General features: G+C 72.6%; 24 protein-coding genes. 19 read left to right on the top strand and 5 right to left on the bottom strand.

From position 1 onward, the window contains the following. Nucleotides 1-228: 228 nt before the first annotated feature. Entirely contained in the window at nucleotides 229-1,896 is a 1,668-nt protein-coding gene (locus H7H31_RS11530; RefSeq protein WP_187061254.1) for a chitinase, read from the bottom strand. Nucleotides 1,897-2,594: 698 nt separating this feature from the next. On the opposite strand from H7H31_RS11530, the gene H7H31_RS11525 reads away from it, so the two are divergent. The 13 genes from H7H31_RS11525 to H7H31_RS11465 all read left to right on the top strand — a co-directional run bounded on the left by H7H31_RS11525 (nucleotide 2,595) and on the right by H7H31_RS11465 (nucleotide 15,456). Next, a complete protein-coding gene (locus tag H7H31_RS11525; protein ID WP_187060076.1) occupies nucleotides 2,595-3,476 on the top strand; it encodes a hypothetical protein in 882 nt (293 codons plus the stop codon). A 142-nt stretch (nucleotides 3,477-3,618) separates the two neighbouring features. Then, nucleotides 3,619-4,332: a Flp pilus assembly protein CpaB gene (gene cpaB / locus H7H31_RS11520; RefSeq protein ID WP_176163781.1), complete on the top strand. Its 714-nt coding sequence runs from the start codon at nucleotides 3,619-3,621 to the stop codon at nucleotides 4,330-4,332. Between the two features lie 40 nt (nucleotides 4,333-4,372). Next, the gene (locus tag H7H31_RS11515) at nucleotides 4,373-6,127 is read left to right on the top strand and encodes an AAA family ATPase (RefSeq protein WP_187060075.1); all 1,755 of its coding nucleotides are present in this window, start codon (nucleotides 4,373-4,375) and stop codon (nucleotides 6,125-6,127) included. Nucleotides 6,128-6,448: 321 nt separating this feature from the next. Beyond that, complete coding sequence (locus H7H31_RS33845; RefSeq protein WP_187061419.1) at nucleotides 6,449-6,805, top strand: TadE/TadG family type IV pilus assembly protein; 357 nt, start codon at nucleotides 6,449-6,451, stop codon at nucleotides 6,803-6,805. A 168-nt stretch (nucleotides 6,806-6,973) separates the two neighbouring features. Then, complete coding sequence (locus H7H31_RS11505; RefSeq protein WP_187061418.1) at nucleotides 6,974-8,317, top strand: CpaF family protein; 1,344 nt, start codon at nucleotides 6,974-6,976, stop codon at nucleotides 8,315-8,317. 94 nt (nucleotides 8,318-8,411) lie between these two features. Beyond that, nucleotides 8,412-9,350: a type II secretion system F family protein gene (locus H7H31_RS11500; protein ID WP_187061417.1), complete on the top strand. Its 939-nt coding sequence runs from the start codon at nucleotides 8,412-8,414 to the stop codon at nucleotides 9,348-9,350. A gap of 83 nt (nucleotides 9,351-9,433) precedes the next feature. Then, nucleotides 9,434-10,327 carry a DUF5936 domain-containing protein gene (locus H7H31_RS11495; RefSeq protein ID WP_176163786.1) on the top strand — a complete coding sequence of 298 codons (894 nt, stop codon included), beginning with the start codon at nucleotides 9,434-9,436 and terminating at the stop codon, nucleotides 10,325-10,327. A gap of 121 nt (nucleotides 10,328-10,448) precedes the next feature. After that, nucleotides 10,449-11,171, top strand: a complete 723-nt coding sequence (locus H7H31_RS11490; RefSeq protein ID WP_232109800.1) for a maleylpyruvate isomerase family mycothiol-dependent enzyme — start codon at nucleotides 10,449-10,451, stop codon at nucleotides 11,169-11,171. 417 nt (nucleotides 11,172-11,588) lie between these two features. Beyond that, nucleotides 11,589-12,641: an alanine racemase gene (locus H7H31_RS11485; RefSeq protein WP_232109799.1), complete on the top strand. Its 1,053-nt coding sequence runs from the start codon at nucleotides 11,589-11,591 to the stop codon at nucleotides 12,639-12,641. A gap of 578 nt (nucleotides 12,642-13,219) precedes the next feature. Then, a complete protein-coding gene (locus H7H31_RS11480; RefSeq protein ID WP_176163787.1) occupies nucleotides 13,220-13,384 on the top strand; it encodes a hypothetical protein in 165 nt (54 codons plus the stop codon). Next, nucleotides 13,381-14,133 (top strand): pilus assembly protein TadG-related protein, encoded by a 753-nt coding sequence (locus H7H31_RS11475; protein ID WP_187061415.1) that lies wholly within the window; start codon nucleotides 13,381-13,383, stop codon nucleotides 14,131-14,133. The genes H7H31_RS11480 and H7H31_RS11475 overlap by 4 nt, the downstream gene beginning before the upstream one ends. 20 nt (nucleotides 14,134-14,153) lie before the next feature. Next, complete coding sequence (locus H7H31_RS11470; RefSeq protein ID WP_187061414.1) at nucleotides 14,154-14,762, top strand: hypothetical protein; 609 nt, start codon at nucleotides 14,154-14,156, stop codon at nucleotides 14,760-14,762. 7 nt (nucleotides 14,763-14,769) lie between these two features. Further along, nucleotides 14,770-15,456, top strand: a complete 687-nt coding sequence (locus H7H31_RS11465) for an OmpA family protein (protein ID WP_187061413.1) — start codon at nucleotides 14,770-14,772, stop codon at nucleotides 15,454-15,456. A gap of 311 nt (nucleotides 15,457-15,767) precedes the next feature. On the opposite strand, the gene H7H31_RS11460 is transcribed toward H7H31_RS11465, so the two are convergent. Further along, entirely contained in the window at nucleotides 15,768-16,250 is a 483-nt protein-coding gene (locus H7H31_RS11460) for a DUF192 domain-containing protein (RefSeq protein WP_187117898.1), read from the bottom strand. A gap of 174 nt (nucleotides 16,251-16,424) precedes the next feature. On the opposite strand from H7H31_RS11460, the gene H7H31_RS11455 reads away from it, so the two are divergent. Continuing rightward, on the top strand, nucleotides 16,425-17,198 hold the full coding sequence (locus H7H31_RS11455) for a prepilin peptidase (protein WP_187059557.1): 774 nt from the start codon (nucleotides 16,425-16,427) through the stop codon (nucleotides 17,196-17,198). Nucleotides 17,199-17,523: 325 nt separating this feature from the next. Here H7H31_RS11455 and mgrA read toward each other — a convergent pair whose 3' ends face one another. Then, nucleotides 17,524-18,558 (bottom strand): L-glyceraldehyde 3-phosphate reductase, encoded by a 1,035-nt coding sequence (gene mgrA, locus H7H31_RS11450; RefSeq protein ID WP_187062157.1) that lies wholly within the window; start codon nucleotides 18,556-18,558, stop codon nucleotides 17,524-17,526. 190 nt (nucleotides 18,559-18,748) lie between these two features. On the opposite strand from mgrA, the gene H7H31_RS11445 reads away from it, so the two are divergent. The 4 genes from H7H31_RS11445 to H7H31_RS11430 all read left to right on the top strand — a co-directional run bounded on the left by H7H31_RS11445 (nucleotide 18,749) and on the right by H7H31_RS11430 (nucleotide 24,142). Beyond that, nucleotides 18,749-19,510, top strand: coding sequence for an isoprenyl transferase (locus H7H31_RS11445; RefSeq protein ID WP_176163794.1), 762 nt, complete (start codon nucleotides 18,749-18,751; stop codon nucleotides 19,508-19,510). 384 nt (nucleotides 19,511-19,894) lie between these two features. Further along, entirely contained in the window at nucleotides 19,895-21,217 is a 1,323-nt protein-coding gene (locus H7H31_RS11440; protein ID WP_187062156.1) for a PhoH family protein, read from the top strand. Nucleotides 21,218-21,626: 409 nt separating this feature from the next. Further along, nucleotides 21,627-22,373 (top strand): aggregation-promoting factor C-terminal-like domain-containing protein, encoded by a 747-nt coding sequence (locus H7H31_RS11435; RefSeq protein WP_455567250.1) that lies wholly within the window; start codon nucleotides 21,627-21,629, stop codon nucleotides 22,371-22,373. A gap of 125 nt (nucleotides 22,374-22,498) precedes the next feature. Continuing rightward, nucleotides 22,499-24,142, top strand: a complete 1,644-nt coding sequence (locus H7H31_RS11430) for an AI-2E family transporter (RefSeq protein WP_232109798.1) — start codon at nucleotides 22,499-22,501, stop codon at nucleotides 24,140-24,142. A gap of 496 nt (nucleotides 24,143-24,638) precedes the next feature. Here the strand turns inward: H7H31_RS11430 and H7H31_RS11425 are convergent, their stop codons facing one another. Then, nucleotides 24,639-25,172 carry an alkyl hydroperoxide reductase gene (locus H7H31_RS11425; RefSeq protein WP_176163798.1) on the bottom strand — a complete coding sequence of 178 codons (534 nt, stop codon included), beginning with the start codon at nucleotides 25,170-25,172 and terminating at the stop codon, nucleotides 24,639-24,641. A 23-nt stretch (nucleotides 25,173-25,195) separates the two neighbouring features. Further along, complete coding sequence (locus tag H7H31_RS11420) at nucleotides 25,196-25,753, bottom strand: peroxiredoxin (protein ID WP_176163799.1); 558 nt, start codon at nucleotides 25,751-25,753, stop codon at nucleotides 25,196-25,198. Between the two features lie 135 nt (nucleotides 25,754-25,888). On the opposite strand from H7H31_RS11420, the gene H7H31_RS11415 reads away from it, so the two are divergent. Then, a complete protein-coding gene (locus tag H7H31_RS11415) occupies nucleotides 25,889-26,848 on the top strand; it encodes a hydrogen peroxide-inducible genes activator (RefSeq protein ID WP_372454677.1) in 960 nt (319 codons plus the stop codon). Nucleotides 26,849-26,852 lie beyond the last annotated feature (4 nt).

Here is a 26,852-nt window from a genome sequence, read left to right as displayed (position 1 = left end):
GCGCGGGTCCCCGGGCGCGCGCCGGCGCCCGCCGCCGAAACGGGGGCGGCCGTGCCGCCCGCCGCGGGGGAGCGGCTGGGCGACACGGCCGGTGGGGCGGGCGCCGCACGGTGTGCGGACCGTGCGGCGGCGCGCCGCGGGCGGCGACGCCCGGGCGTCGCGGCGGACCCGCGACGGGTGCCGCCCCCGGAGGGCCCGCGACCCGGAGCGGGTCGCGGGCCGTGGCCGTTACGGCAGGTTGTGCACGTGCGGGCCGACCGCGTTGGACCAGGCGTTGCCGGCCAGCGCGTCCCAGTTGGTGGACCAGGTCATCGCGCCGCGGATGTCCGGGTACGTGGTGGAGGGCTTGAACCGCCCGCAGTTGGTGCCCTTGGCCAGGCAGTCGAGGGCGTTGTTGACGACGGTCGGCGAGACGTAACCGCCGCCGGCGCCGCGCGGCGAGGCCGGTAGGCCGAGGCCGACCTGCGAGGGCTTGAGGCCGCCCTGGAGCTGGATGCAGGCCAGCGCGGTGAGGAAGTCCACCGTGCCCTGCGAGTAGACGTTGCCGTCACACCCGAGCATCGAACCGCTGTTGTAGTACTGCATGTTGACGACGGTCAGGATGTCCTTGATGTTCAGCGCCGTCTGGAAGTAGCCGCCGGACGTGGACTGCATGTCGATGGTCTGCGGCGCCATCGTGATGACCAGGTCGGGGCCGGCCTTGGCGGACAGCGCGCGCAGCGCCTGGGTCATGTACGTCGGGTTGATCCCGTTCTCCAGGTCGATGTCGACGCCGTCGAACCCGAACTCCTGCATCTGCGCGTAGACCGAGTTGGCGAAGTTGGTGGCCGCGGTCGCGCTGCCCACCGAGACCGTGCCCTTCTCACCGCCGACCGAGAGAATGACCGACTTGCCGGCCGCCTGCTTGGCCTTGATGTCGGCCTTGAACTGGGCCTCGGAGTACTTCAGCGCCGGGTCCAGGTTGAAGTCGACGGCGCCCGGGGTCGTCGTGGCGTCGGCGAAGGCGACCGCGATGATGTCGTACTGGCTCTGCACGTCGCTGATCTTCTGGACGGTCGCGCCGTTGTCGAAGTTCTGCCAGTAGCCGGTCACGGCGTGCTTGGGCACGGTGCCGCCGTCCCCGCCGCCCGCGGTCGTGGTCGCGGTGATCTCGGCCGACTTCGGCGACTCACCGGCCGTGTTGGTGGCGGTGACCTGGAACTTGTACGAGGTGGCCGGCGCGAGGCCGGTCACCGTGGCCGAGGTGCCGCTGACCGCCTGCACCCGCTTGCCGTCCTGGTAGACGTGGTAGCCGGTGGCGCCCTTGGTCGGGTTCCAGCTCAGCGTGACCGAGGACGAGGTGGGCGCGGACGCGGCCAGGCCGGCCGGCGCCGCCGGCACCTCCTCGCCCGGGGTGCCGCCGCCGGGGCCCTTCAACGTCAGGTCGTCGGCGTGGTAGGCGGGCTGCCCGTACCAGCCGTGCGTGTAGACCGTCACCGACGTGGTGTTCGGGCCGGTGGTGAACTTGGTGCTGAGCTGCTTCCAGTCGCTGGCCGCCTGGCTCCAGGTGGAGACGTCCGTGGTGCCGGTGCCGCTCGCGCCCAGGTAGACGTAGCCGCCCTGCACCCAGCCGCTCAGCTCGTACGCCGAGTTCGGCTGGACGCTCACGGTCTGCGAGCACTTGGCGTTGTCGGCGCCGGCCGGGGTCGCCCTGAGCGACGAGGCGCCGCCGTGCACCGGGCTGGCGGCGGAGCTGCCGCTGCCGCCGGAACACGTCCAGTTGTTCAGGCCGGCCTCGAAGCCGGGGTTCTGGATGAGGTTGGGCTCGGCGGCGGCCTGCGCGCCACCGCCACCGAGGGCCACGAGCGCCGAGGCGGCGAGGGCGGTCGCGGCTGCCGACGCCAACCCCCGGTTCATCCGCCTGCGGCCGGCGGACCACCGTCTGCCTCTGGTGTGCCTGTCGCGTAGTGCACGGTCCACTGACTGCCTCCGTGGGGAAGTGTGGGAGGAGGGGCTTGGGGACGGTGGCCACCGCTGGGCGTGAGACTGGTCCAGACCAATGCCCTTGTCAAGGGTGTGCGCAGGGACCCGACGCCGTACGCGACGCCCGCGGGCGCGGGCGCGCCGTGCGCGGGACCGGCCGAGGACGACGCCGCCGAACGCCCCGGGAGCGCCGGCCGCAACCGGGCCACCGGGCGCACGCCGCAGGCGTACGGGAGGCGCGGGGGGCGGACGGGGGCGGGCGGGAGGAGTACGGCGCGCGATACGGGGGACTGCGTACGGGTGAGCGGGGCGCGGGCGCGCACCGGGAGAGGGGAGCGGCGTGCGGAACAGGGCGCTGGGCGGAATCCGGGCCAGTGGGTGGCGCGCGGAACCGGGGCGCGGGGCCGGCGGACCGGGCCGGTCCGTGACGCGCGGAGCGGTCCCGCGTGAACTCCCGGTGCCCACGCCGGTGATAACCCCGGGGAACGGTTCTCAGCCGCGGCATTCGTGGATAAAGTGCTGAGGCATCTGTACGGGGAAGCAGCGGACGGTATCGGTCCGTGACGAGAGCGCCGCGCCGCGCGGGCCGGCAGGCGTGGACGGGTGGGGGCCCTCAGTGGACGGGAGCTGACGTGACCTGTGCGATTGCCCTCACCAGCCCCGAGTTGGTGCTCCCGCCGCCCGACGGGCAGACCCCGTCGGCCGTCGTCCTCAAGGCGCCCGAAAACCAACCCCTCGAAGCGGCCGTCTCCGACACCGCCGCCCTCCTCGACCAGCAGGGCTACCTCATCGCGCTGTTCCCGGCCGCCTCCGCGCCCGCGCTGGTCCGCCGACTGCACACGGTGCGCGCGGTCCTGGAGAGCGACCGGATAGCGCTGCTCCCCATCGATCTGCCGCCGCTGGCCGTCGCCGTGTTGGCCCGTCAGTTGCGCCAGCTCTCGATGGCCGACTTCAGCCCCGGGGTACTGGCCTGCGCGGCCCGTCTCCTCGCCCACTACATCTACGCCGGGGCCCAGCTCGGCAGCGTCGCCCGACTGGAGAAGGTGCAGGTCAGCATGGCCGCGCACGTACGGTCCTGGGTGCCAGGCAGCCAGTTCGGCGTGCTGAGCCACCCCACGCCGCACGTGGTGACCGTCGGCCGCGACGCCGATCCGCCGGCCCCCGGCTTCACCACCCAGCTCACCATCGCCCGTGGCCAGCCGCACGCGGAGTGGATCACCTCCTCGCTCGCCGCCGCCTGGCGGGTCAGCGGCGTGCAGGAGGTGCCGCTGCCGGCCGAGTCGGCCCGCTGGTGGGGCACGCCCCGGGTGGCGGAGTTCGCGGCGGCCATCCCCGACCCGTCGGTGCTCTACCAACTCGTCGCCTCCGTGCGCCGCGAGGAGTGCCACTGGTGCGGCCTCGAACTCATCGGCGACCGGTGCGCGTTCTGCTCCTCGCCGCTGCTGCGCGACGACGCCCCGCGCGCCCTGGCCACACCGCGTCCACACACCCGGCCCGCCCTGGCGGCGCGTTGAGCCCACCACCCGACCACCGGGCCCGCCCCGCGTCCCCGCACCACCGGCCCGCCGACCCGTGGCCGACGCGGCGCCCCGCGCGCGACGCCGGCCGCCGACCCGCCTCCCGCCACCACGCCCCCGAACGAGGTCCCAGGTCTTCATGAATGCACGCCAGCGCCGCGGAGTGATCCTCCTGGTCCTGTCGGTCCTGTGCGCCGTCGGCGCGTTCATCGGAGTGCTCTCCGTCATCAACGACGTCGAGTCCAAGGTCGGCCCGGAGACCACGGCGTACCGCCTCACCTCGGACGTCCCGGCCTACAAGGCGCTGGACGCCGGCTCGTTCGAGAAGGTCTCGATGCCCGAGCGCTGGCTGCCCGACACCGCCGTCACCGACCTGGGCGACCTGCGCGGCAAGATCGCCGTCACGCCGCTGCGCAAGGGCTCGCTGCTCCAGGCCGACATGATCGTGGAGCGGCCCGCGCTCCAGCCGGGCCAGCAGGAGATCGCCATCATGATCGACGCGGCCACCGGCGTGGCCGGCAAGATCAACCCGGGGGCGCGGGTCAACATCTACGCCACCTTCGACGGCGAGCGCGAGGGCGCCAAGCCCACCTCCAAGGTGATCGTCGCCGGCGCACGCGTCATCGACGTCGGCAAGCTCACCGCCCTGGAGCCGGACGGCGACGACCGCGACCGCAGGCGGCGCGAGACCGAGGCGGTGCCGATCACCTTCGCCCTCGACACCCAGGACGCCCAGCGCGTCGCCTACGCGGAGTCCTTCGCCTCCCACGTACGGCTCGCCCTCATCGCGCCCGGCGGCGACGCGGACATCGCGCCGGACGAGCGCACGTACACCCTCGACGGCGACCGTTAGCGGTCCGACGAAGCCGGAAGAAGCAGGAGGCGGTGGCTCGATGACGATCAGAATCCTCCCGACGGTCGGGGACGCGGACCTGGCCCGATCCCTGGGCGGGCTGCTCAGCCAGCTCCCGGGCGTCGAGCCGTTCCCCGCGCTCGGCGACTCGACCGCGCTCCTCGACACCCTGGCCCAGCTCGCCGCCGCCGCGGTCGACGAACTGCCCGAGGTCGTCCTGGTCCACGAGCACATCGGCCCGGTGCCCGCCCTGGAACTGGTCCGCGAGGTCGCGCTGCGCTTCCCCGCCGTCGGCGTGGTCCTGGTGACCGCGGACGCGGGGCCCGCGCTCTACTCGGCGGCCATGGACGCCGGCGCGCGCGGCATCTGCGCGCTGCCCCCCTCCTACGACGAACTCGCCGCCCGCACCCAGTCCGCCGCCCAGTGGGCGCTCGGCGTACGGCGCCACCTCGGCGGCGGGGGCGAGGCGCTGGCCGCCGGGCCCGGCGGGCGCCTGGTGACCGTCGCGGGCGCCAAGGGCGGCGTGGGCACCACACTGACGGCCGTCCACCTCGCGCTCGCCGCGCGGGCCGCCGGCCGGGGTGTGGTCCTGGTCGACATGGACCTCCAGTCCGGCGACGTGGCCTCGTACCTGGACGTGCAGTTCCGCCGCTCCATCGCCGACCTCGCGCAGATCAGCGACATCACGGCGCGGGTGCTCCAGGAGGCGGTGTTCCAGCACCCCAGCGGCCTCGGGCTGCTGCTCGCGCCGGGCGACGGGGAGCGCGGCGAGGAGGTCACCGACCTGGTCGCCCGGCAGGCCATGACGGCCCTGCGGTCCCGGTACGACCTGGTCATCGTGGACTGCGGCACCCAGATGACCTCCGCCAACAGCGCCGCGATCGAACTGGCCGACAGCGCGCTGCTGGTCACCACGCCGGACGTGGTGGCGGTGCGGGCCGCCAAGCGCATGGCGCGGCTGTGGGACCGGCTCCAGATCCGCAAGGCGGAGGAGACGACCACCGTCGTCAACCGGCACACGCGCGGCGGCGAGATCCAGCCCAGCCTGGTCGAGCGGGCCACCGGCACCCGCGCGGCGCGCACCACCGTGCCCGCCGCGTTCAAGGAACTGCAACCGGCCATCGACTCCGGCCGGATGCAGGACCTGGACGCCAAGTCGACCGTCAGGCAGGCGCTGTGGACCCTGGCCGGCGAACTCGGCCTGACCGGGACGCCGGCCGACGCCGGCGCCGCGCAGCGCGGCCGGGGCAACCACGCCGACCGCTCCCCGACCGGGTCACGGCGCCGCCGCGCGCTGCCGGGCGGCGGCCAGAGCGGGCCCGGCGACGGCGGCGCCGGCCGGGCCCCGGACGGCCAGGACGGCGGCCACGGCGCGGCCGGCACCGGGCCGGAGGCGCTGACCCAGGTGCCGACCAGTCGGTTCCGCAAGCGCGGCGGGGGCGACCGGGGACAGGTGACGGTCGAGTTCCTCGGCATGGTCCCGGTGATCCTCATCGTGCTGGCCGTGCTGTGGCAGTGCGCGCTGATCGGCTACACCTACTCGCTCGCCGGCAACTCGGCCGACCGTGGCGCCCGGGCCGCCGCCGCGCGCGACACCGGCGGCGCCGGAGCCTGCCAGGAGGCGGCCCTGCGCGACCTGCCGGATGCCTGGCGCGAGTCGGCGGCGGTGGCCTGCCCGACCTCGGGCGGCCTGGTGCGGGCCACGGTACGGATCAAGGTCCCGGTGCTCTTCCCCGGCGCGGGGGACTTCCCCTGGACCGTCACCGGCACGGCGGGCGCGGCGGCGGAGGAGTGAGCGATGCGCGGCGGCAGGCACGACACGGTGCGCGACGACGACACGCCGCGGCCCGGGCGGCGGGACGGGGTACGGGCCGGGCTGCGGGCCCCGGGCGGGGCGCCACGGCGCGCGGGCGCGGGGCGGCGGGACGGCGCGCGGCGGGATGGCACGGCGGCGCGGGGGGCCGGCACGGCGGCGCGGGGGGCCGGCACGGCGGCGCGGGGGGCCGGCACGGCGGCGCGGGGGGCCGGCCGACCACGCCACCGACCGAGCCCCCCACCGCGCGGCCGGGGGCGCTGTCGGCGCCGGGCCGGGGAGCGGCGGCGGGACGCCGGCTCGGTGGCCGTCGAGTTCCTCGGCTTCCTGCCGATCCTGCTCGCCGTCGGGCTCGCCGTGGTGCAGTTGGGGATCGCCGCGTACACCGTGCAGCAGGCGGGCACCGCGGCCCGGGCCGCGGCCCGTACGGCCACGGCGGACGACCCCGAGGCCAGCCCGGAGTCGGCCGGCCAAGCGGCGATCAGCGGCTGGCTCGCGGACGGCGCGCGGATCTCGGTGAGCGGGGGTACGGAGGCGCACGCCACGGCCACCATCGAGATCCCCTCGATCATCCCCGGCGTGGACTTCGGCGACGCCCGACGCAGCGCCACCATGCGCCGCCCGGAGCCCGCCGACCCGCCGGCGCCCGGCGATGAGTAGCCACCCGCGCGCGGCCCGCCACCCCGGCCACCGGCGCGCGGTCCGCCACCCCGGCCACCCACGCCCGACACCCGGCGCGGCCCGCACCCGCCGGCGCCCGGGCAGTGTCCGCCACGTCCGCCGCGTTCGTCACCCCCATCACCCCCGTCCACGTTCGAGGAGCACCCCATGAGCCTGCGGGCGCGCATCGTGGCCCCCGAGCCGACCGGTGAGCAGCGGGAGAACGGCCACCTGGTCACCAGCTACCGCACCAAACTCCTGGAGGAGATCGACCTCGCCGAGATGTCCGCGCTCGCCGCGGGCGAGCGGCGCTCGCGGCTCGAACGCGTCCTCGGCCACATCATCAGCCGCGAGGGTCCGGTGCTCTCCACCGCCGAGCGCGCCCAGCTCATCCGCCGCGTGGTGGACGAGGCGCTCGGCCTCGGCGTCCTCGAACCGCTCCTGGAGGACGCCTCGATCACCGAGATCATGGTCAACGGGCCCGACCAGATCTTCGTGGAGCGCGCGGGCCGGGTCGAGCGGGTGCCGGTGCGGTTCGCCTCACACGAGCAGCTGATGCAGACCATCGAGCGGATCGTGTCCACCGTCAACCGCCGCGTGGACGAGTCCAACCCGATGGTGGACGCCCGGCTGCCGTCCGGGGAGCGGGTCAACGTCATCATCCCGCCGCTCGCCCTCGACGGCGCGACCCTCACCATCCGCCGCTTCCCGCGCGCCTACACCCTGCACGAGCTGATCGGCATGGGCACGCTCGACGAGCACATGCTCATGCTGCTCGCGGCGCTGGTGCGGGCCAAGTTCAACGTGGTGGTCTCCGGGCCCACCGGCTCCGGCAAGACGACGCTGCTCAACGCGTTGTCCGGGCTGATCCCGGACGGCGAGCGGATCATCACCGTGGAGGACGCGGCCGAACTCCAGCTCCAGCAGACCCACGTGATCCGCCTGGAGTCCCGGCCGCCCAACGTCGAGGGCAACGGCCAGATCACCATCCGCGACCTGGTACGCAACTCGCTGCGCATGCGGCCCGACCGCATCATCGTCGGCGAGGTCCGCGGCGGCGAGACGCTCGACATGCTCCAGGCCATGTCCACCGGCCACGACGGCTCGCTGGCCACCGTGCACGCCAACAGCGCCGAGGACGCGTTGATGCGACTCCAGACGCTGGCCTCGATGTCGGACGTGGCCATCCCGTACGAGGCGTTGCACGACCAGATCAACAGCGCGGTGGACTGCATCGTGCAGCTCGTACGGAACGCGGACGGCTCGCGCCGGGTCAGCGAGATCGGCCTGCTCGACTCGCACGGCCACGAGGACTACCGGATCACCACCGTCTGCCGGTTCGACGCCGAGCCGATGGGCGCCGACCGGGTGGTGCGCGGCCGGTTCGGCTACGGTCCGGTGCCCGAGCGCACCGCGGAGCGGCTGCGGCTGGCCAACGAGGCGGTGCCGCCCGCGTTCGGCGTCGCCGCCTTCCCGAACGAGCTGATCACCCGCCAGGCGCGGCGCGGATGACCACGCCGGGGGCGCGCCGGACAGCGCGACGAGCAGGGCGACGGGAAGCCCGGCGCGACATACGACGGGAAACGAGAGGGGCGAGGAGGCACCGATGGACGACCTGGCCACGCTGACGGTCGGCGCGAGCCTGCTGTGCGGGGCGCTCGGCGTCGCGGGCGTGCACGCGTACGCGACCGGCCGGGCCCGGCACCAGTCGCTGGTCCAGCGGCTCGCGGACACCGAGGGCGCGCCGCTGCCGGGGCGCGGGCGCCGGTTCGCCGGCGTGGACCGCAGGCTGCGCGGCACGCGGCTCGGCCGCGCCATCGAACTGCGCCTGACGGCGACGGGCCTTGATCTGACCCCGGGTGAATTCTTCGTCTACATGGCGGGAACGGCGATCGGTCTCTGGCTGATCGCTCAAGCCACGCTCGCCACGTTCTTCGGTCCCATCGCCGCCGTCGTCACCGTCTGGGGAGCATTCGCTTTCCTGAATTGGCAACGACAAAAGCGCATTGAAAGATTCATCAGTCAACTACCCGAACTCGCCCGCATACTGGCCAACGCCACCCAGGCGGGACTCGCCCTGCGTACCGCCCTCGGGCTGGCCGCCGACGAGATGGAGGCGCCCGCGGGCGAGGAGCTGGCCAACGTGGCGGACAAGCTCGCGGTCGGGCACTCCATCGAGGACGCGCTGGCCGAACTCGCCGACCGGCTGCCCTCGCGCGAACTCGTCGTCCTGGTCACCACGCTGGTGCTCGCCAACCGCGCCGGCGGCTCCGTCGTCAGCTCGCTGCGCAACCTCACCCAGACCCTGGAGGAGCGCAAGGAGACCCGCCGCGAGGTGCGCACCCAGCTCTCCCAGGTCACCGTCACCGCGTACGTGGTGCCGCTGATGGGCATCGGCACGCTGCTGCTCATGGACAACGTCTCGACCGGCTCCATCGAGCGCATGACCTCCTCGTTCTGGGGCCAGGCCGCGGTCGTGGGCGCCTTCACCCTCTACGCGATCGGCTTCTTCCTGATCCGCCGCATGTCCAAGATCGCCATCTGAGCCGCGCGGGGTGGCCGGCCCCGCACCAGCCCCGCCCCACGAGACCCGACCCCGACCCGACCCGACCCCGAGGAGAACAGAGGATGGGCATCGGCCTGTTGCTCGCGCTGGCCGTCGGCTTGTCCACGGCCGGCGCCTGCTACGGCATCGCGCTCTACCGCCGCGAGGCCAAGCTGCCCAGCGACCTGGCGGTCGCCCTGGAGGTGGGCGCCACCCGCACCACGGTGGTCGGCTCGGCCGTGGACCGGCTCGGCATGCGTTACGCGCCGCTGGTGCTGCGTCTGATGGGCCCGGGCCGGGTCGCCAAGGTCCGCCGCCGCATCGACCTGGCGGGCAACCCGGGCGGCCTGACCGTCGACCGGTACGCCGCCCGCCGCGCCGTCTACGGCGTGCTCGGCTTCGGCGGGGCACTGGTCATGGCGGTGCGCGGGGAGTTCCTGCTGGCCGCGCTGCTCGTGGTCTTCGGCCTGTTCTGGATCGAGGTCGGCATCTGGGCGGCCGTACGCGAGCGCAAGGACGCCATCGAGCGCACGCTGCCGGACTTCCTCGACGTGCTGGCCGTGGTCGTCAGCGCGGGACTCAGCTTCCGGCAGGCACTGGACCGGGTGGCGGACAAGTACGAGGGGCCGTGGGCCGACGAACTGCGCATCACGCTGCGCCAGATGGACATGGGTGTCAGTCGCCGACAGGCATTCGAGGAACTGCGCAAGCGCAATGATTCCGAACAGGTGGCCCAGTTCGTCACCGCGCTCCAACAAGGCGAGGAACTGGGCTCGCCCATCGTCGAGACCCTGATCGCGATCGCTCACGACATGCGCCGTACCGACGCGCAGAACGCCCGCCGCCGCGCCGCCCGCGCGGTCCCCAAGGCGACGCTGGTCATCACCACCTTCATGGTGCCCGGCACCATGATGCTCCTCGTGGCCGCGTTCTTCATCGGCTCCGGAACGGACTTCGGATCGGTTACGGGGGACTGACCGGGTGGCTGCGGCCGGCGCGGTGGAAGCGGATTGGTGTGGGGCCCTACGACGCTCGCGCCGGCCCCGCCCGTCGGCCAGCGCCGGGTGCCGTAAGTGGTCCCATGGTTAGGCTGAGTGGGTGATCGACTCACCTACGGATACTGGCCAACTGGTGCTTCGCGTCTCGCAGGCGCATGCTCGGCTGCTGCGACTGCTCGACCCTCTCGACGACCGGCAGAAGGACGCGGCCTCAGCCCTGCCGGGGTGGACCCGGGGGCATGTCCTCGCGCACCTCGCGGACAACGCCCGTGCCTTCGAGCGGCAGGCGCGGCTCGCTCTGCGGGGCGAGGCCATCGAGATGTACGACGGCGGCCAGGGCGGGCGTGACCAGTCCATCGAGCAAGGCGCCGCCCGACCTCTGGCTCATCTGCGTGAGGAGCTGAGGTTGTCCCAACAGGCTCTGGAGCACACGTGGAGCGGGCTGACGGGGGAGGACTGGAGGCGTGCGGTCCGGTTCCGTCATGCCACGGTGCTGGACACCGCGCTGGCACGGTGGCGGGAGATCGAGATCCACGCCGTCGACCTCGCGGTCGGCCGCCGTCCCCGCGACTGGTCGCTGGACTTCGCCCTGCACGCTCTGGAGTTCCTGTCCGGCCGCGCCCCGACCGGTACCCGGCTGGTCCTGCGGGCCACCGATCACGAGTTCGCCCGGACCCTGGGCGCTGGCACGACCGTCGAGGTCTCCGGCGGCGTGCGTGACCTCGCCGCCTGGATGGCCGGCCGCGACATCGACGGCCACCTGCACACGGCCGCTCGCGACCTGCCGGAACTGGGGCCGTGGCCGCCTGATCCAGCGGACTGACGCTCGACGACGCCGTCGACTCCGCGGCGGTCCGTGCCCGCCAGCACTCCGCCGTCGCCCGGACGGCGGGAAGTCCCCCAAGGAGCGGCCCGGCGAGGCAAGTTGTCAGCCGGCGACCACGTACCCGAACGCCCCCAGCCTGGATGAGAGCGATCGGCGGCGGGCGCGTCCCGCGCGTCCCCCGGCGGGTGCCGGCCGACAAGGCGCATGCCTCCCGCAGGCACCACGCGTCACCGCGCCGACCGGGACTCCGCCGCACCGTCCCGGACAAGCGGTCGGCACGGTGGTCGCGGAGGGGCTGGAGTGCGAGTCCTGTGATCCTGGCGCGCTGACCTGCCATGATCGCCCCGACGTTTCCACGATGAGAGGCAAGAGATGGCGATATCGCTGCCCGATGGGTTGGTTACGCCGGCGCTCGTGGTCGATCCAGACGTGCTGGACGGCAACATCGCGCGGATGGCTGAGGCTTCGCGGTCCCAGGGGTTCGCCCTGCGGCCACACGCCAAGAGCCACAAGTGTGCGCAGATCGCCGACCGGCAGCGTCGCGCCGGTGCGCGCGGGCTGTCGGTGGCCACGATCAGCGAGGCCGAGGCACTAGCCCGCGTCGGCGTGGACGACCTGTTCATCGCCTACCCCGTGTGGCCCGATGCCGCCAAGGCGCGGCGGCTGCGCCGGTTGGCGGACGAGGTGGCACTGAGGGTCGGTGTCGAGTCGGTCGAAGGCGCGCAGCGGCTGGGGGACGCCGTGCGCGGCAGCGCCCGGCCCGTCGAGGCACTCGTCGAGGTCGACAGCGGGAGTCGCCGCACGGGGGTGCTGCCACACGCCGCCGGTGAGGTCGGGAAGTCGGCCGCCGACGCGGGACTGGACGTCGTCGGCGTGTTCACCTTCCCGGGACACGGCTACGGTCACGACGCGCAGGCCCGCGAGTGCGCCGCACGAGACGAGGAACGCACGCTGGGCGAGGCAGCACAGACGCTCAGGGACATCGGGCTCGACATCCGCGTGCTCAGCGGCGGGTCAACGCCGACGGTGGGACAGTGGCAGCCGGGTACGGTGAACGAGTTGCGGCCCGGGGTCTACGTCTTCAACGACGCCACCCAGTTGGCCATCGGCACGTGCGGCGCGCAGGACCTGGCGTTGGTCACCGCGGCGACGGTGATCAGTGTTCCCGCTCCCGATCGCTTCGTGCTGGATGTCGGTAGCAAGGTTCTCGGCTCCGACCGGTCGTCCTGGGTGTCGGGTCACGGCTACCTGCCTCAGTTCCCGCAGGGGACCATCACCGGGTTGTGGGAGCACCATGCCGTTGTCCTGCTTCCGGAGGGCACACGCGGACCGCACCTTGGGTCGGTGGTCGCGGTCGTCCCCAACCACATCTGCACGCCGGTCAACCTCGCTGACGAACTGCTGGTGGTCCAAGAGGGTGAGGTGGTCGACCGCTGGCCGGTAACGGCACGAGGTGCCAATACCTGAGCGTCTTCTCCGGCCGCGAACCGGCGATATCCGGTCGGTATCGCGGCTGACCGGCGAGGGCGGGAAGGCGATCGGGCTTGCGCTCGTGACGGTGGTGCGAGACGACCCCTCCCGGCCAGCCGGGCAATGGTTCGTTTCTCGGTCCAGCGCTGTCGGCCCAGCCGCCGCGCGAGCTCGTCCCCGTCGCAGCCCGCTCGTCGATGGCCGACTCCTCTTCGGTGCACGGCCCGGCCGGCGCGCGCTCGTTCGCGCGCGCCGTGGCAGACGCTATTCCGTTATCGATGCACCCTTCGCAAATGCAATCCGCTGTGGGACAGTCGTCGCGCGGGTATCGCGCGCCCAAGGGCGTGCGGTGCGAGGCGGCCGGGCCGAAGTGGAGGTGAGATCCATGGGCCGCGTGGGATGTCTGCGACGAAGGCGACTTCAGAGGTTTCAACTCGGGTTGCGCGGAAGAGAATGCTTCGGGACGCCCTGTTCCGGTGCCGGTGTTTCGGCGTACTTTTCTCGTGTCGCGAGCGGCACCACGGGGACCGACATATCGAACCGGAGCGGAACGGCCGCCCATGAAGGGGAAAACGATGGGGAAGCGCATTCTGGGAAACGACCGCGGACAGACCGCGGTCGAGTACCTGGGGATCATCGCGGTGGTCGTGGCGATCGTGATCGGCATCTCGGGCACGGATATCGGCAACGAGATCTTCAGCGCGATCACCGACAAGATTTCCGAGGTCACCGGCGTGTGAGACGCCTTCGACGCGTCGCGGGCCCCGGGGATTCCGGTCAGGCGTTCCCGATTTACATCACCGCGGTCGCGGGACTTCTCTTTCTCGGCCTCGCCCTTTTCGCCGTCGGCCAGGCGGGCGCCACCCGCAACGGGGCGCAGACGGCCGCCGACGCGGCGGCCCTCGCCGCGGCGCAGGAACACCGCGACGCGCTGCGTGACGAGTTGCTCGCCGCCATCGGCAGCGGCGACGCGTGGCAGGACATCCTCGACGGGATCGGCACCGGAAGCCCGTACGCCTGCGACGAGGCGCGCTGGTTCGCCGCCGAGAACGACGCCGACGTCACCGACTGCACCGTCTCCGGCGGCCTCAACCCCACCTTCCACGTCGACGTGCGGACCCGTTACACCGTGGGCGACTCCATCGTTCCGGGTACGGAGTCGCGGCACGCGGAGGCCGAGGCGACGGCCGAGATCGAGCCGCGCTGCGTACGGTTGCCCGGCAAGCCCGGCAAGCCCGACCCTACGCCGAGCCCTGACCCCCGCCCCACCGGCGACGACACCGACGACGGCGACGACGGGAACGACGGCAACGGGAACGACGGCGAGGGCGACGGTGGCGGAAACGATGGCGACGACAAGCCGGAAGAGAAACCCAAGGCACCGCCCGTGGAGTTCACGTGCGACGGCGAGGAGTGGACCATCGACCCCGAGCGGCCCGACACGCTCCCGGACGTCGCGGACCTCTTCTCCGTGCATCTCGCCGACTGACCAGTGAAGGGCAGCGACTCATGAGCATTCGGTACACCGCCAGGGCGCGTGGGGCGCTGGCCGCTGGAGCGGTCGCCGTCAGCGTCTCCCTGCTCGTGGCGGGCTGCGGTGGCGGTGGTGGTGGCGACGAGGGTGACGACGCCAGGCCCGCCGGCAGCCAGTCGGCCAGCGTCGGAGGCAACGCGCCGCAGGGCGACGGCGGTTCGGACCAGGAACCGGTGTCGGAGCTCGAACCCATCGCCGAACTCCGCGGTGAGATGGGCATGGTGCTCTCGCTCACCGAGGCCAAGCGGGACTCCGGCGGCTTCGTCACGGTCAGTGGGCAGGTCGAGAACACCGGCGACCGGATCTACACGCGCGCCAACAAGTGGCGCGGCGACGAGACCGACGTCATCAAGCACGGCTCGTCCACGGCCGGGGCGACCCTGATCGACCCGGGCGGCAAGAAGCGCTACTACGTGCTCCGCGACACCGACGGGCGCTGCCTGTGCACGATGGGGCTCGGCACCGTCAAGGCCGGTGCCACGGTGCCGGTGTTCATGCAGTTCCCCGCGCCCCCGGAAGAGGTGGACGAGGTGCAGTTCCAGATGCCGACGTTCCCGCCGGCCACGATCAAGATCACCGGGTGACCGAGCCATGACCCCCACCCACGCGACGGCTCGTACCGCCCGCACTGGTTGTACCGCGCGCGCCGCTCACACCGTCCGCGCCGCTCGCACCGCCCGCGTCGCCCGTACGTCCGTCCTCGCGCTCGCCGCCTTCTCCGTCCTCGCGCTGCCCGTCCCGAGCGCCCACGCCGACGAGGGTCCGGGCGTGCTCCAGGTGGCCGCGCCGCCGGTCCCGGTGGACGCCGCGGACCCGGACCTCAAGCTGGCCGACGGCGCCCGGCTCGGTCAGGTCAAGGTGTTGGACATCAAGTCCATCGTGGAGACCGACAACGGCGAGGAACGGCACGAGGTCACCAACGAGGACGTGACCTTCGCCCTCCAGTCCGAGGTGCTGTTCGACAAGGACAGCGCCGACCTCAGCCGGCAGGCCAGCGCGCGCATCGACGTCATCGCCCGGGAGATCGAGGCCCAAGGCGCCCGCGAGGTCCGCGTCTTCGGCTTCACCGATGACCTCGGCACCACCGGGCACGGCGAGGACCTGTCCAAGGAGCGCGCGGACGCCGTGCAGCGACGGCTCGCCAAGCAGCTCGACTCCGGCGTGAAATACCACATCCGTGGCTACGGCGAGGACTACCCGATCGCCGACAACGGCACCGAGGCGGGCCGGAAGAAGAACCGCCGGGTCGAGGTCAGCTTCCCGCGCGGCTCCGCCTGACGCCACGCCGGCGGGCGGCGAGGCCGCCGCGCCCGGCGCGCGAGCGCCGCGCCCGGACCGCGCCGCGCCGGTGGTGCGGTCCGGACGCCGCCGTCTGGCCCGTCGCGCGGAGGGGACGGCGGTGGTCGGGCCGGTCACGCGCCACGACCGGGTGAGACGAAATAGAAGCGTAACGGACGCATCGCCTCAAAAGGGTTTAGTTCCGGCATGGGTGGCCTACAGTCGCTTACGCACTGCTCACACGCGACGAGCTGGAAGTGCATCGCGCGGGCCTGCTCGCATCCTCCTGCCCTGGGAGGGGTGCGTCCGCGTCAGGGAGACGAGCCACCAGCCGTCGCAGGGGTGCCGCGACCAGCGGGCGACCCGATACTCACGCGCACCCCGGGGCGCAGCCCCCAGCGCTCCATCGCGCCCGCCTCGGCCTCCAGGACGTGGCGCGCGCGTGGTCGCGGCAGCCCGAGCCGTTCGGGCCGCATGGTGCGTACGGCGATGACGGTCAGCTCACGGTCGAGATAGGCGACGTCGATGGCGAACCGCATCCGGAAGGTGTGCACCCCACTGGCCGGGCTGAGCAGCAGCGCCCCGGCGATCCCGGTCCGGCCCAACAACCCACGCGAGCGCGCGCGGTAGGACGTGGCGATCTCCAACGGCACCTCCAGCTCCGACCGCGCCAGCGCCGTCCCCGGATCGTCCCCCCGGGGCCCGGCCGCCTCCCGCCCGCCCCCGGGTGGTGCGGCGCCCTCCCGCACGCGCGGCACGCGCAACGTGCCCCGGCCGTCACGCCAACGCCCCATCTCCGCCACCCCTCCGACCCCACTGTCTCGTCTATCGCCCGCCGTCGCCGACGTGGCCGCCGGCGCGCGGCCCGCGCCCCGCGCCGGCCGGCCTCGCGCCGGTCGCGCCGCGCGTCCGATCAGCGTTGTACCAGTCCTGCCGGCGCCCGGGGCCCGTTCCGTAGGCTCTGGCCCGTGCATGCGCTGCTGATAGCTCTCGCCGCCGGGTACGGCATCGCCGTCGGGCTCCTGGCCACTCGCCCGCTGTTCCGGCTCGCCGTCCAGCCCGACGAGCCCTGGCGCGCGGCCTGCCCGGACGACCATCCGATCACCGGACCCGCCGCCGGCTGGCTCGGCCTCGCCCGGTGCGGCCCCTGCGGGCGCGCCGTCACCGACGCCGACGGCGGCGCCGCGCCGGGTGCATACGGGCCGAACGGCGTGCTCGTGGCCGGCGTCTGCGCGCTCGCCTGCGCGGGCCTCGCCGCGGCCGTCGGCTCCCGGCCCGAGCTGGCCGTGTGGCTGCTGCTCGTGCCGCTCAGCGTGGTCCTCGCGGGCGTGGACCTGGCCGTGCACCGGCTGCCCGACGTACTCACCCTGCCGATGGCGTTCGGCTCCGCCGCGCTCCTTGGGGGCGCGGCCCTGCTGCCCGGCGCGGCGGGCTCGTGGTCACGCGCCGTGTTCGGCGGGCTCGCGCTGGGCGCCGCGTACTTTGTGCTGTTTCTCATCAATCCGGCGGGCATGGGATTCGGTGACGTCAAACTGGCGGTGACGCTCGGGGTCGCCCTCGGGTGGTACGGCTGGGACGTCCTCTTCCTGGGGGCGTTCACCGGCCTCCTGCTGGGCGCCTTCTACGGTGTAGCCCTAGTGCTGACAAGGCGGGCGAGCCGCAAGGCGGCGCTGGCTTTCGGCCCTTTCATGATCATCGGGGCCGGTGCGGGCGTGCTCGTGGGCGGCCTCGCGGCGGGCTGAGGGAAGATTCCAGCGCGCCGTTACCTCCCGAGGTGCACGCAAGACCCCTCACGAAGGGTTATGGTGGAAACCCCCCCTCGGGCCGGTCCGTATCCCCCCCACGGACCGGCCCGCTTTTTCATGCCCGCATCCCGCCCGGACCCCGGCCCCCGGGCTATCGGGCCCCCGGCCCACGGGCCCCGGGCCCCGGGCTCTCGGGCTCGGCCCCCAGGGCCCCGGGTTCTCGGCGGAACGAGCGGGACGGCCCGGCCAACCCCGGCGCGCGCCCCCGCTCGCGCCGGGGCCGCGCCGGGGCCGCGCCCGGACTACACAGGGGCCACGTCGGTCAGCGGCGGGCCCAGATGTTCACGCCCTCCGTGCTCCGCGCGTACTCGTCGATCTCCGCCAGCTCCTCGGCGCTGATCGGGGCGGCGCCCAGCGCAGCCACGTTCGCCTCCAACTGGCGCACGCTCGACGCGCCGATCAGCGCCGACGTCATCCGGGGGTCGCGCAGCACCCAGCCCAGCGCGAGCTGGGCCAGCGACTGGCCGCGCCGCGCGGCGATCTCGTTCAGCCCGCGCAGCCGCCGCACCACCTCGTCGGTCAGCAGCTCGGGCTGGAGCGACTTGCCCTGCGAGGCCCGCGAGCCCTCCGGGATGCCGTCCAGGTACTTGTCGGTGAGCAGGCCCTGGGCCAGCGGCGCGAAGGCGATGCAGCCCATGCCCTCCGCCTCCAGCGTGTCGAGGAGCGCGTCGTCCTCGGTCCAGCGGTTGATCATCGAGTACGACGGCTGGTGGATCAGGGCCGGCACCCCCATCTCCCGCAGCAGCCGCGCGGCCTCGGCGGTCTGCTCCGCGTTGTACGAGGACACGCCGACGTACAGCGCCTTGCCCTGCTGGACCGCGGAGGCCAGCGCCCCCATCGTCTCCGCGAGCGGCGTGTCCGGATCGAAGCGGTGGGAGTAGAAGATGTCGACGTAGTCCACGCCCATCCGGCGCAGCGAGGCGTCAAGCGACGACAGCAGGTACTTGCGCGAGCCCCACTCTCCGTACGGGCCCGGGTGCATCAGGTAGCCCGCCTTGGTGGACAGGATCAGCTCGTCCCGGTACGGGCGGAAGTCCTGGGCCAGCAGCCTGCCGAAGTTCAGCTCGGCCGAGCCGGGCGGCGGGCCGTAGTTGTTGGCCAGGTCGAAGTGGGTGATGCCCAGGTCGAACGCGCGGCGCAGGATGGCGCGCTGGGACTCCAGGCTGCGGTCGTCACCGAAGTTGTGCCACAGGCCGAGGGAGATCGCGGGCAGCTTCAGGCCACTGTGTCCGCTGCGCCGGTACTCCATCGCGTCGTAGCGGTCGTCGGCGGCACGGTAGGGGGAGTTGTCGTTCACGGGGGTTCCTGCTTCCGGCTTCGCGTGGTCGCTTCCCGATTCCGGGGTCTGTCCTGGCCGACGCTATACGCACGTGACCGGCCCAGCTTCGCCGAACCCCCGCCCCGGCAGTAGGGTGGCGCCCTTGGAGCGGCACCACGGACGAACCCGGACGAAGACGAAGGCGCCGCGGCATGGAGGGCTGGAGAACGTGAAGCTGCGCGACCTGGTGTACGGGCTCTACGCACGCCGGGTGGAATGGCGCCTCGATCACGACCAGGTGCCCAAGCACATCGGCGTCATCCTCGACGGGAACCGACGCTGGGCGCGCGCCGCCGGGGGCACCACGGCGGAGGGACACATCGCCGGCGCCAACAAGATCCGCGAACTCCTCGGCTGGTGCACCGAGACGGACGTCAAGGTCGTCACGCTGTGGTTGCTGTCCACGGACAACCTCAACCGCCCGGACGACCAACTCCAGCCATTGCTGCGCATCATCGAGGGCGCCGTACGCGACCTGGCCGCCGACGGCCGCTGGCGGGTGCACCACGTGGGCACCCTGGACCTGCTGCCCGCGCAGACGCAGACCGTGCTGAAGGAGGCCGAGGAGGCCACCCGGCACGTGAACGGGATAATCGTCAACGTCGCCGTCGGCTACGGCGGGCGGCAGGAGATCGCGGACGCGGTGCGCTCGCTGCTCCTGGACCACGCCAGCCGGGGCACCACGTTCGAGGAACTGGCCGAGGTCGTCGACGTGGAGATGATCGCCGAGCACCTCTACACCCGCGGCCAGCCCGACCCCGACCTGGTCATTCGCACCAGCGGCGAACAGCGCCTGTCCGGCTTCATGCTCTGGCAGAGCGCGCACTCCGAGTACTACTTCTGCGAGGTCTTCTGGCCCGCGTTCCGCAAGGTGGACTTCCTGCGCGCGCTGCGTGACTACGCGGCGCGCCACCGGCGGTACGGCGGTTAACGCCAGGTAGCGCCAGGGAACGGCAGACGACGAATCACCGACGTTGTCATATGCCCGGCATGGGCCGCGCACTTGGCGGGAATGTTCCTCTCACGTCGGCACCCCACCCCTGGGGTGCCGGAATGCCAGCGGGCGGCATGGGTGCCGCCCGCCCGGGAGGGCCTTTGCACCCAGGACGCCCGTGCCGAACGGATGGCGCAGCCCCTGGCTTCGCCGCCACTTCGTGGACGGCGCTCGCGGAAGGCCGGCGCACGGCCCCCGCAGGGTCCGAGCCCGGCCCGTTCCCCGCCGCCGACGGGGCCCGTGTGTCCCGCCATGGGCGGGGACACCCCACTCCCGCGACGCCGTCGCACCCCAACCTCTCCCGAGGGGGTTCGTCCACCCGTGGTGACCAGCAAGAAACGCCGCGAGCACGACCGGCGCACCTATGTCCTCGACACCAGCGTCCTGTTGGCCGACCCAGGCGCCATGGCCCGCTTCGACGAGCACGAAGTCGTGCTGCCCGTCGTCGTGGTCACGGAGCTTGAGGCCAAGCGGGCCCACCCCGAGTTGGGGTACTTCGCCCGGCAGGCGCTGCGCCTGCTGGACGAGTACCGCATCCGGTTCGGCCGGCTCGACGCCCCGATCCCGATCGGCGATCTCGGCGGCACGCTGCGCGTCGAGCTCAACCACTCCGACCCGGGCATCCTGCCGGCGGGCTTCCGTCTGGGGGACAACGATTCCCGCATCCTGGCCGTCGCCAGGAACCTCCAGGCCGAGGGGTACGACGTCACCGTCGTCTCCAAGGACCTGCCGCTGCGCATCAAGGCGTCGTCGGTGGGCCTGCTCGCGGAGGAGTACCGGGCGGAGTTGGCCATCACGGACTCGGGTTGGACCGGCATGGCCGAGCTGACCGTGGAGCCGGAGCGGGTGGACGAGTTGTTCGCCGCCGAGACCGCCCACCTGCCCGAGGCGGCGGAGTTGCCCGTGCACACCGGGCTGGTCCTCCAGTCGACGCGCGGCAAGGCGCTCGGCCGGGTCACCGCGGACGGCGGCGTACGCCTGGTGCGCGGCGACCGGGAGGCGTTCGGCATCCACGGGCGCAGCGCCGAGCAGCGCATCGCGCTCGACCTGTTGCTCGACCCGGAGGTCGGCATCGTCTCGATGGGTGGCCGGGCCGGTACGGGCAAGTCGGCGCTGGCGCTGTGCGCCGGGCTCGAAGCCGTCCTGGAGCGGCGTCAGCACCGCAAGGTGATGATCTTCCGGCCGCTGTACGCGGTGGGCGGCCAGGAGCTGGGCTACCTGCCGGGCAACGAGGCCGAGAAGATGAGCCCCTGGGCGCAGGCGGTCTTCGACACCCTGTCAGCGGTCACGTCGGCGGAGGTCATCGAGGAGATCGTGGGCCGCGGCATGCTGGAGGTGCTGCCGCTCACGCACATCAGAGGCCGCTCGCTGCACGACGCGTTCGTCATCGTCGACGAGGCCCAGTCACTCGAACGGAACGTTCTGCTGACTGTTTTGTCCCGCATCGGGGCCAATTCGCGTGTCGTCCTCACCCACGACGTGGCACAACGCGACAACCTTCGGGTCGGCCGGTACGACGGCGTGGTCGCGGTGGTCGAGAAGTTGAAGGGCCATCCGCTCTTCGCACACGTCACGCTCACTCGCTCGGAGCGTTCGCCCATCGCCGCCCTGGTGACCGAGATGCTGGAGGAGGGGCGGGTTTAGCCCGACTCGTCCACCACGACGCCGCGCGGCGAAGCCGGGAGCTTAGTCGCGCGGCGTCTTGTCGCGCTTCGATTTCCTCGAATAGGTGCCGCCAAACGCCATGTGAGCTTTCCCACGCAGCGGAGAATTGCGTCCGGGTCGTGGCTCCGGCAGGGTGTGGGTCCTGTCAGGCCCCGCATACGACACAGCCTCAACCCCAGCGTTGAGGCGCCCCATACAGAGCAGAACTAAACAGCGTTCGTCGTATGCCGCCCGAGCACCACGCGGACCTCTTCGGAGGGCGCACCGGGTCCGTGCCTCCCGTGACCAACCGATCCCGTACCACCGGGAGCGGCCGAGGGAAGCCAGCGCCAGGGGCACGATTGCGTCCGCGAGGTCACCTATGTGGACGATGCTGGAAGGAAACCGTGTGAGCCGGATCTCGGTCCGGGGATTCGCAGTGGCCTCGGCTACTGCGGTCACCACCGTCGGCGCCGTCGTGGGCGTCGCGTCAGGCAGCGACAAGGGCTCGACCACCGAACCGGTCGAGACCGTCGCGGCCGACGCGACCATCCTTGCGGAGATCCCCGCCGGGCAGCAGGCCCAGGTGCAGACCGCATCCCTGACGCAGCAGGCAGACGTCCAGTCCACCGCCGCGGACGCGGAGGCCAAGAAGTCCGCAGAGGAGTCGGCCCGCAAGCAGGCGGCCAAGGACGCATCGGCCAAGAAGGCCGCGGCGGAGAAGGCCGAGAAGGAGCGGGCTGAGAAGGAAGCGGCCGAGAAGAAGGCCGCCGAAGAGCGTGAGAAGGAGAAGGAAGAGGCCGCCAGCCGGTCCGCTTCCCGCGACTCCGTCTCCACCTCCTCCTTCCCCCAGCAGGGCTCCTACTCGGTCGCCGAGGTCCAGGCCATCGCCCGGCAACTGGTCCCCGGTGACCAGTTCCAGTGCTTCAGCAACATCGTGAACCACGAGAGCACCTGGAACTACAAGGCCAGCAACCCGTCCTCGGGCGCGTACGGCCTGGTGCAGGCGCTCCCCGGCTCCAAGATGTCCAGCGCGGGCGCCGACTGGCGGACCAACCCGGCCACGCAGATCAAGTGGGGCCTCAGCTACATGAACGAGCGGTACCAGAGCCCGTGTGGCGCCTGGACGTTCTGGCAGTCCAACCACTGGTACTAAACGGCGTCAGGTCCGCTCCGGGACCCACATGACGTGACGAAGCCCCCGACCGCGACCGGTCGGGGGCTTCGTGTGTGTAACGTCATCCCGGACGGCCTTGGGGGAGTGGGGGTAGGAAGAGATTCATGTCCAGATTGCCACGGTGGGTCGGCGGTCTCGGGGCCGGGCTGACCCGGCTCGCCGAGCGACTCGACGCACAACGCGAGGACACGGGCCCGGCCGCGTCCGATGAGCCACGCGACACCATACGTACGCCCGCGGCACCGCCGTCGGGCGCCGGGACCGTCGCCGGATCGGGCGAGGGCGCGGCCGAGGCCGGCGCGCCCGGGGCCCCGGCGCCGGCCGCCGCGCAACCGGCCGTGACGCCGCCGCGGGCCGCACCGGCCGGCGAGGCGGCGGGCGCGGCGGAGGCCCAGGTGCCAGCGCCGCCGCTGTACGCGCCGGCCATAGCGCCGCGCGCCGACCCCGTGGCCGCCGTCCCCTGGGGCGTGCGGGTCGCCGCGGAGGTGGGATGGCGGCTGCTGGTCCTCGCGGGCACGGTCTGGGTGCTGATGCGGGTCATCAGCGCGGTGCGGCTGGTGGTGCTCGCCTTCGTCGCGGCCCTGCTGATCACCGCGCTGCTCGAACCGACGGTCTCCCGACTCCGGCGCCGGGGCGTGCCCCGAGGTCTGGCCACCGCCATCGTCTTCATCGCGGGCTTCGTCATCATGGGCCTGGTCGGCTGGTTCGTCGTCTGGCAGGTGATGGAGAACCTGGACTCGCTCTCCGAGCGCGTGCAGGACGGCATCGAGGAACTGCGCCGCTGGCTGCTCAACAGCCCGTTCCACGTGACCGAGGACCAGATCAACGACATCGCGAAGAACCTGCGCGAGTCGATCGGGAACAACACCGAGGAGATCACCTCGGCCGGTCTGGAGGGCGTGACGTTCATCGTCGAGCTGCTGACCGGCATCATGCTCGCGATGTTCAGCACGCTGTTCCTGCTCTACGACGGGCCCAAGATCTGGAACTGGGTGCTCAAGCTGTTCCCCGCCTCCGCCCGGGAAGGGGTCGCGGGCGCGGGGCCGCGCGCCTGGCAGACGCTGACCGGCTACGTGCGGGGCACGGTGATAGTGGCCCTCATCGACGCGATCTTCATCGGCGTCGGCATCTTCTTCCTCGACGTGCCGATGGCGGTGCCGCTGGCCGTCTTCATCTTCCTGTTCGCCTTCATCCCGCTGGTCGGCGCCGTCATCTCCGGCGCGCTCGCGGTGGTGGTGGCGCTGGTGACGCAGGACGTCTTCACGGCGGCGATGGTGTTGATCGTGGTGCTCGCGGTGCAGCAGATCGAGGGCCACATCCTCCAGCCGTTCATCCTCGGCCGGGCCGTGCGGGTGCACCCGCTGGCCGTGGTGCTCTCGGTCGCCGCGGGCTCGCTGATCGCCGGCATCGGGGGCGCGGTGGTCGCCGTGCCGCTGGTGGCCGTCGCCAACACCGTCGTCGGCTATCTGCGGGCGCACGCCAAGGAGCAGGCGCTGCGCGCGATGCCGGGCCCGCACGGGGCGACCGTGGCGGAGCTCGCCCCGGTCGCCCCCGGGCACGGGGTGGCCGCCGCCTCCGCGCCCGCCGCCGCCCACCCCGGGCCATCGGGACAGGCCGCGTCGTCGGGACAGCCGGCGCCGGAGGGCGAGGCCGAGCCCGCGCGGCAGCCGGCCGCGCCGCCGGCCCAGGAGTCGCCCGCGCCACCCCCGGCGCCCGGCCCCGACCAGGCAGCCCCACCGGCCGACTGACGGCGCCTCACCTTGCGCTCATCGGGCCCCCGTCCACCGCGACGGGGGCCCGGTCCGTTTCCGTCCGCAGCGGGGCCACGCCCGGGTGGCACGTACCCTCCTCGGCGCTCGGGCTGGAACCGGCGCGCCGGATGTCGCGCGCCGGCGCGCCCGCGCGGCCCGCGCCTACCAGTCCGCCATCCAGGTGAGCCCGACGCGCCCGCGCGACACGCCGAGGGGCCACGCGGGTGACCCCCGGTCGGCGTACCGGCGGTTGGCCCCCCTCGCCCGGACGGCCCAGCGCCACCCCCGGCGACAGGGCCCGAACCAACAGCCAGGGACCCGGAAAACACACAGGCCCCGTGGACAGCGAACTGTCCACGGGGCCCTCGTGCGGGGTGGGCGCGTGCGTACCAGCGGCGTGCGCCGCGCCATCGTGCCGTTCGGCTCGTACGGTGCGTACGAGTCGTACGTACGGCGACACGTACGGGTCGGCAGGCGAGCTACGTGCCGCTGGCTACTCGGCCAGGGCCGCCTCGGCGTCGAGCGTGGCGCCGACGGCCTGCAGCACGGAGGCGATCTTGAAAGCCTCCTGGATCGTCTCCCGGTCCACGCCGGCCTTGCGGAGCACCTGCTCGTGCGAGTCCAGGCACATGCCGCAGCCGTTGACCGCGGAGACCGCGAGCGACCACAGCTCGAAGTCGACCTTGTCCACGCCCGGGTTGCCGATGACGTTCATCCGCAGGCCCGCGCGCAGGTTGCCGTACTCCGGGTCCGACAGCAGGTGCCGGGTCCGGTAGAAGACGTTGTTCATCGCCATGATGGCGGCGGCCGACTTGGCCGCGGTGTACGCCTCGGGGGAGAGGTTGGCCTTGGCCTCCGGCTCCAACTCCCGCAGCACGCGCGGCGAGCGGGAGGCGATGGCGCAGGCGAGCACCGTGCCCCACAGCTGCTGCTGCGGCAGGTTGGAGTTGCCGATCACCGAACCGAGGTTCAGCTTGAGGTCCTTGGCGTAGTCCGGAACTGCGGACTTCAGGTCATCGAGTGCCACGGGTGTTCCTCAGTCTCGTTCGTTCACTCGCCGGAGAGCAGCGCGACCGGGTCGAGGGTCTCGTCGCCCTTGGACCAGTTGCAGGGGCACAGCTCGTCGGTCTGCAGGGCGTCGAGGACCCGCAGGACCTCCTTGGGGTTACGACCCACGGAGCCGGCGGTGACCATGGTGAACTGGATCTCGTTGTTCTGGTCCACGATGAAGACGGCGCGCTGCGCGAAGCCGTCGGCACCCTCGACGCCGAGCGCGCGCATCAGCTCGTGCTTCGAGTCGGCCAGCATCGGGAAGGGGAGGTCGGCCAGGTCCGGGTGGTCCTTGCGCCAGGCGTGGTGCACGAACTCGGAGTCGCCGGAGACACCGAGGACCTTGGCGTCACGGTCGGCGAACTCGTCGTTCAGCTTGCCGAACGCGGCGATCTCGGTCGGGCAGACGAAGGTGAAGTCCTTGGGCCAGAAGAAGACGACCGACCAGCCGTTCTTGAAGTCCTCGGAGCTGTACTCCTTGATCTCCAGCTTGTCGGTCGAGGGGCCCTCGACGCCGAGGAGCTGCCAAGCGGGGAACTGGTCACCAACAGTGAGCACGGGCTCTCCTTGTGAGCAAGGAAACCCCTGTGACAGGAGTTTCCTGGGGGCTGGACGAAGGCCACAGTGCCACAGAAGCCATTGATCACGGAAATAGCTAAACTGGGAACAGTTGATCGGAGGTGGTTATCAGTGGTGGCGCCTGTCACACCCGGGAGCAGACCCCGGCAGCCCAGTCTCGCCCAGCTTCGCGCCTTCGTCGCCGTGGCCGAGCACCTGCACTTTCGCGACGCCGCGGCCGCCATCGGGATGAGCCAGCCCGCGCTGTCGGGGGCCGTCGCGGCTCTGGAGGAGTCGCTGGGCGTGCAGCTCCTTGAGCGTACGACGCGAAAGGTGCTGCTCTCCCCGGCGGGGGAGCGGCTGGCCGAGCGGGCGCGTACGGTGCTCGACGCGGTCGGCGAGCTGATGGAGGAGGCCGAGGCGGCCCGGGCCCCGTTCACCGGGGTGCTGCGCCTCGGGGTGATCCCGACCGTCGCGCCCTACCTGCTGCCGACCGTGCTGCGGCTGGTGCGCACCCGCTACCCGCGGCTCGACCTCCAGGTGCACGAGGAGCAGACCGGCTCGCTGCTGGACGGGCTGGCCCACGGGCGGCTCGACCTGCTGCTGCTCGCGGTGCCGCTCGGCGTGCCGCAGGTCACCGAACTTCCCCTCTTCGACGAGGACTTCGTGCTGGTCATGCCGAAGGACCACTGGCTCGGCGGGCGCGCCGACGTGCCGCGTGAGGCGCTCAAGGAGCTGGACCTGCTCCTCCTCGACGAGGGCCACTGCCTGCGCGACCAGGCGCTGGACATCTGCCGCGAGGTGGGCCGCCGCCCGGGCGCGCCGGTGGCCACCAGCGCGGCCGGGCTCTCCACGCTGGTGCAGCTCGTGGCCGGCGGGCTCGGCGTGACGCTGCTGCCGCGCACCGCGCTGAAGGTGGAGACGGCCCGCAACGACCAGCTCACCACCGGTTACTTCGCCGACCCGGCGCCCTCCCGACAGATCGCGCTCGCGATGCGCGCGGGCGCGGCCCGCCAGCCGGAGTTCGAGTCCTTCGCGCAGTCCCTGCGCGAGGCGATGCGGGCCCTGCCGGTGCGAGTGGCGGAGCCGGCTTAGCGGG

Source organism: Streptomyces buecherae (assembly GCF_014295035.1).
In the GTDB taxonomy this organism is placed as follows: domain Bacteria; phylum Actinomycetota; class Actinomycetes; order Streptomycetales; family Streptomycetaceae; genus Streptomyces; species Streptomyces youssoufiensis.
The sequence above is the reverse complement of the archived record's forward strand: the minus strand, read 5'-3'. Positions and strand labels throughout refer to the sequence as shown.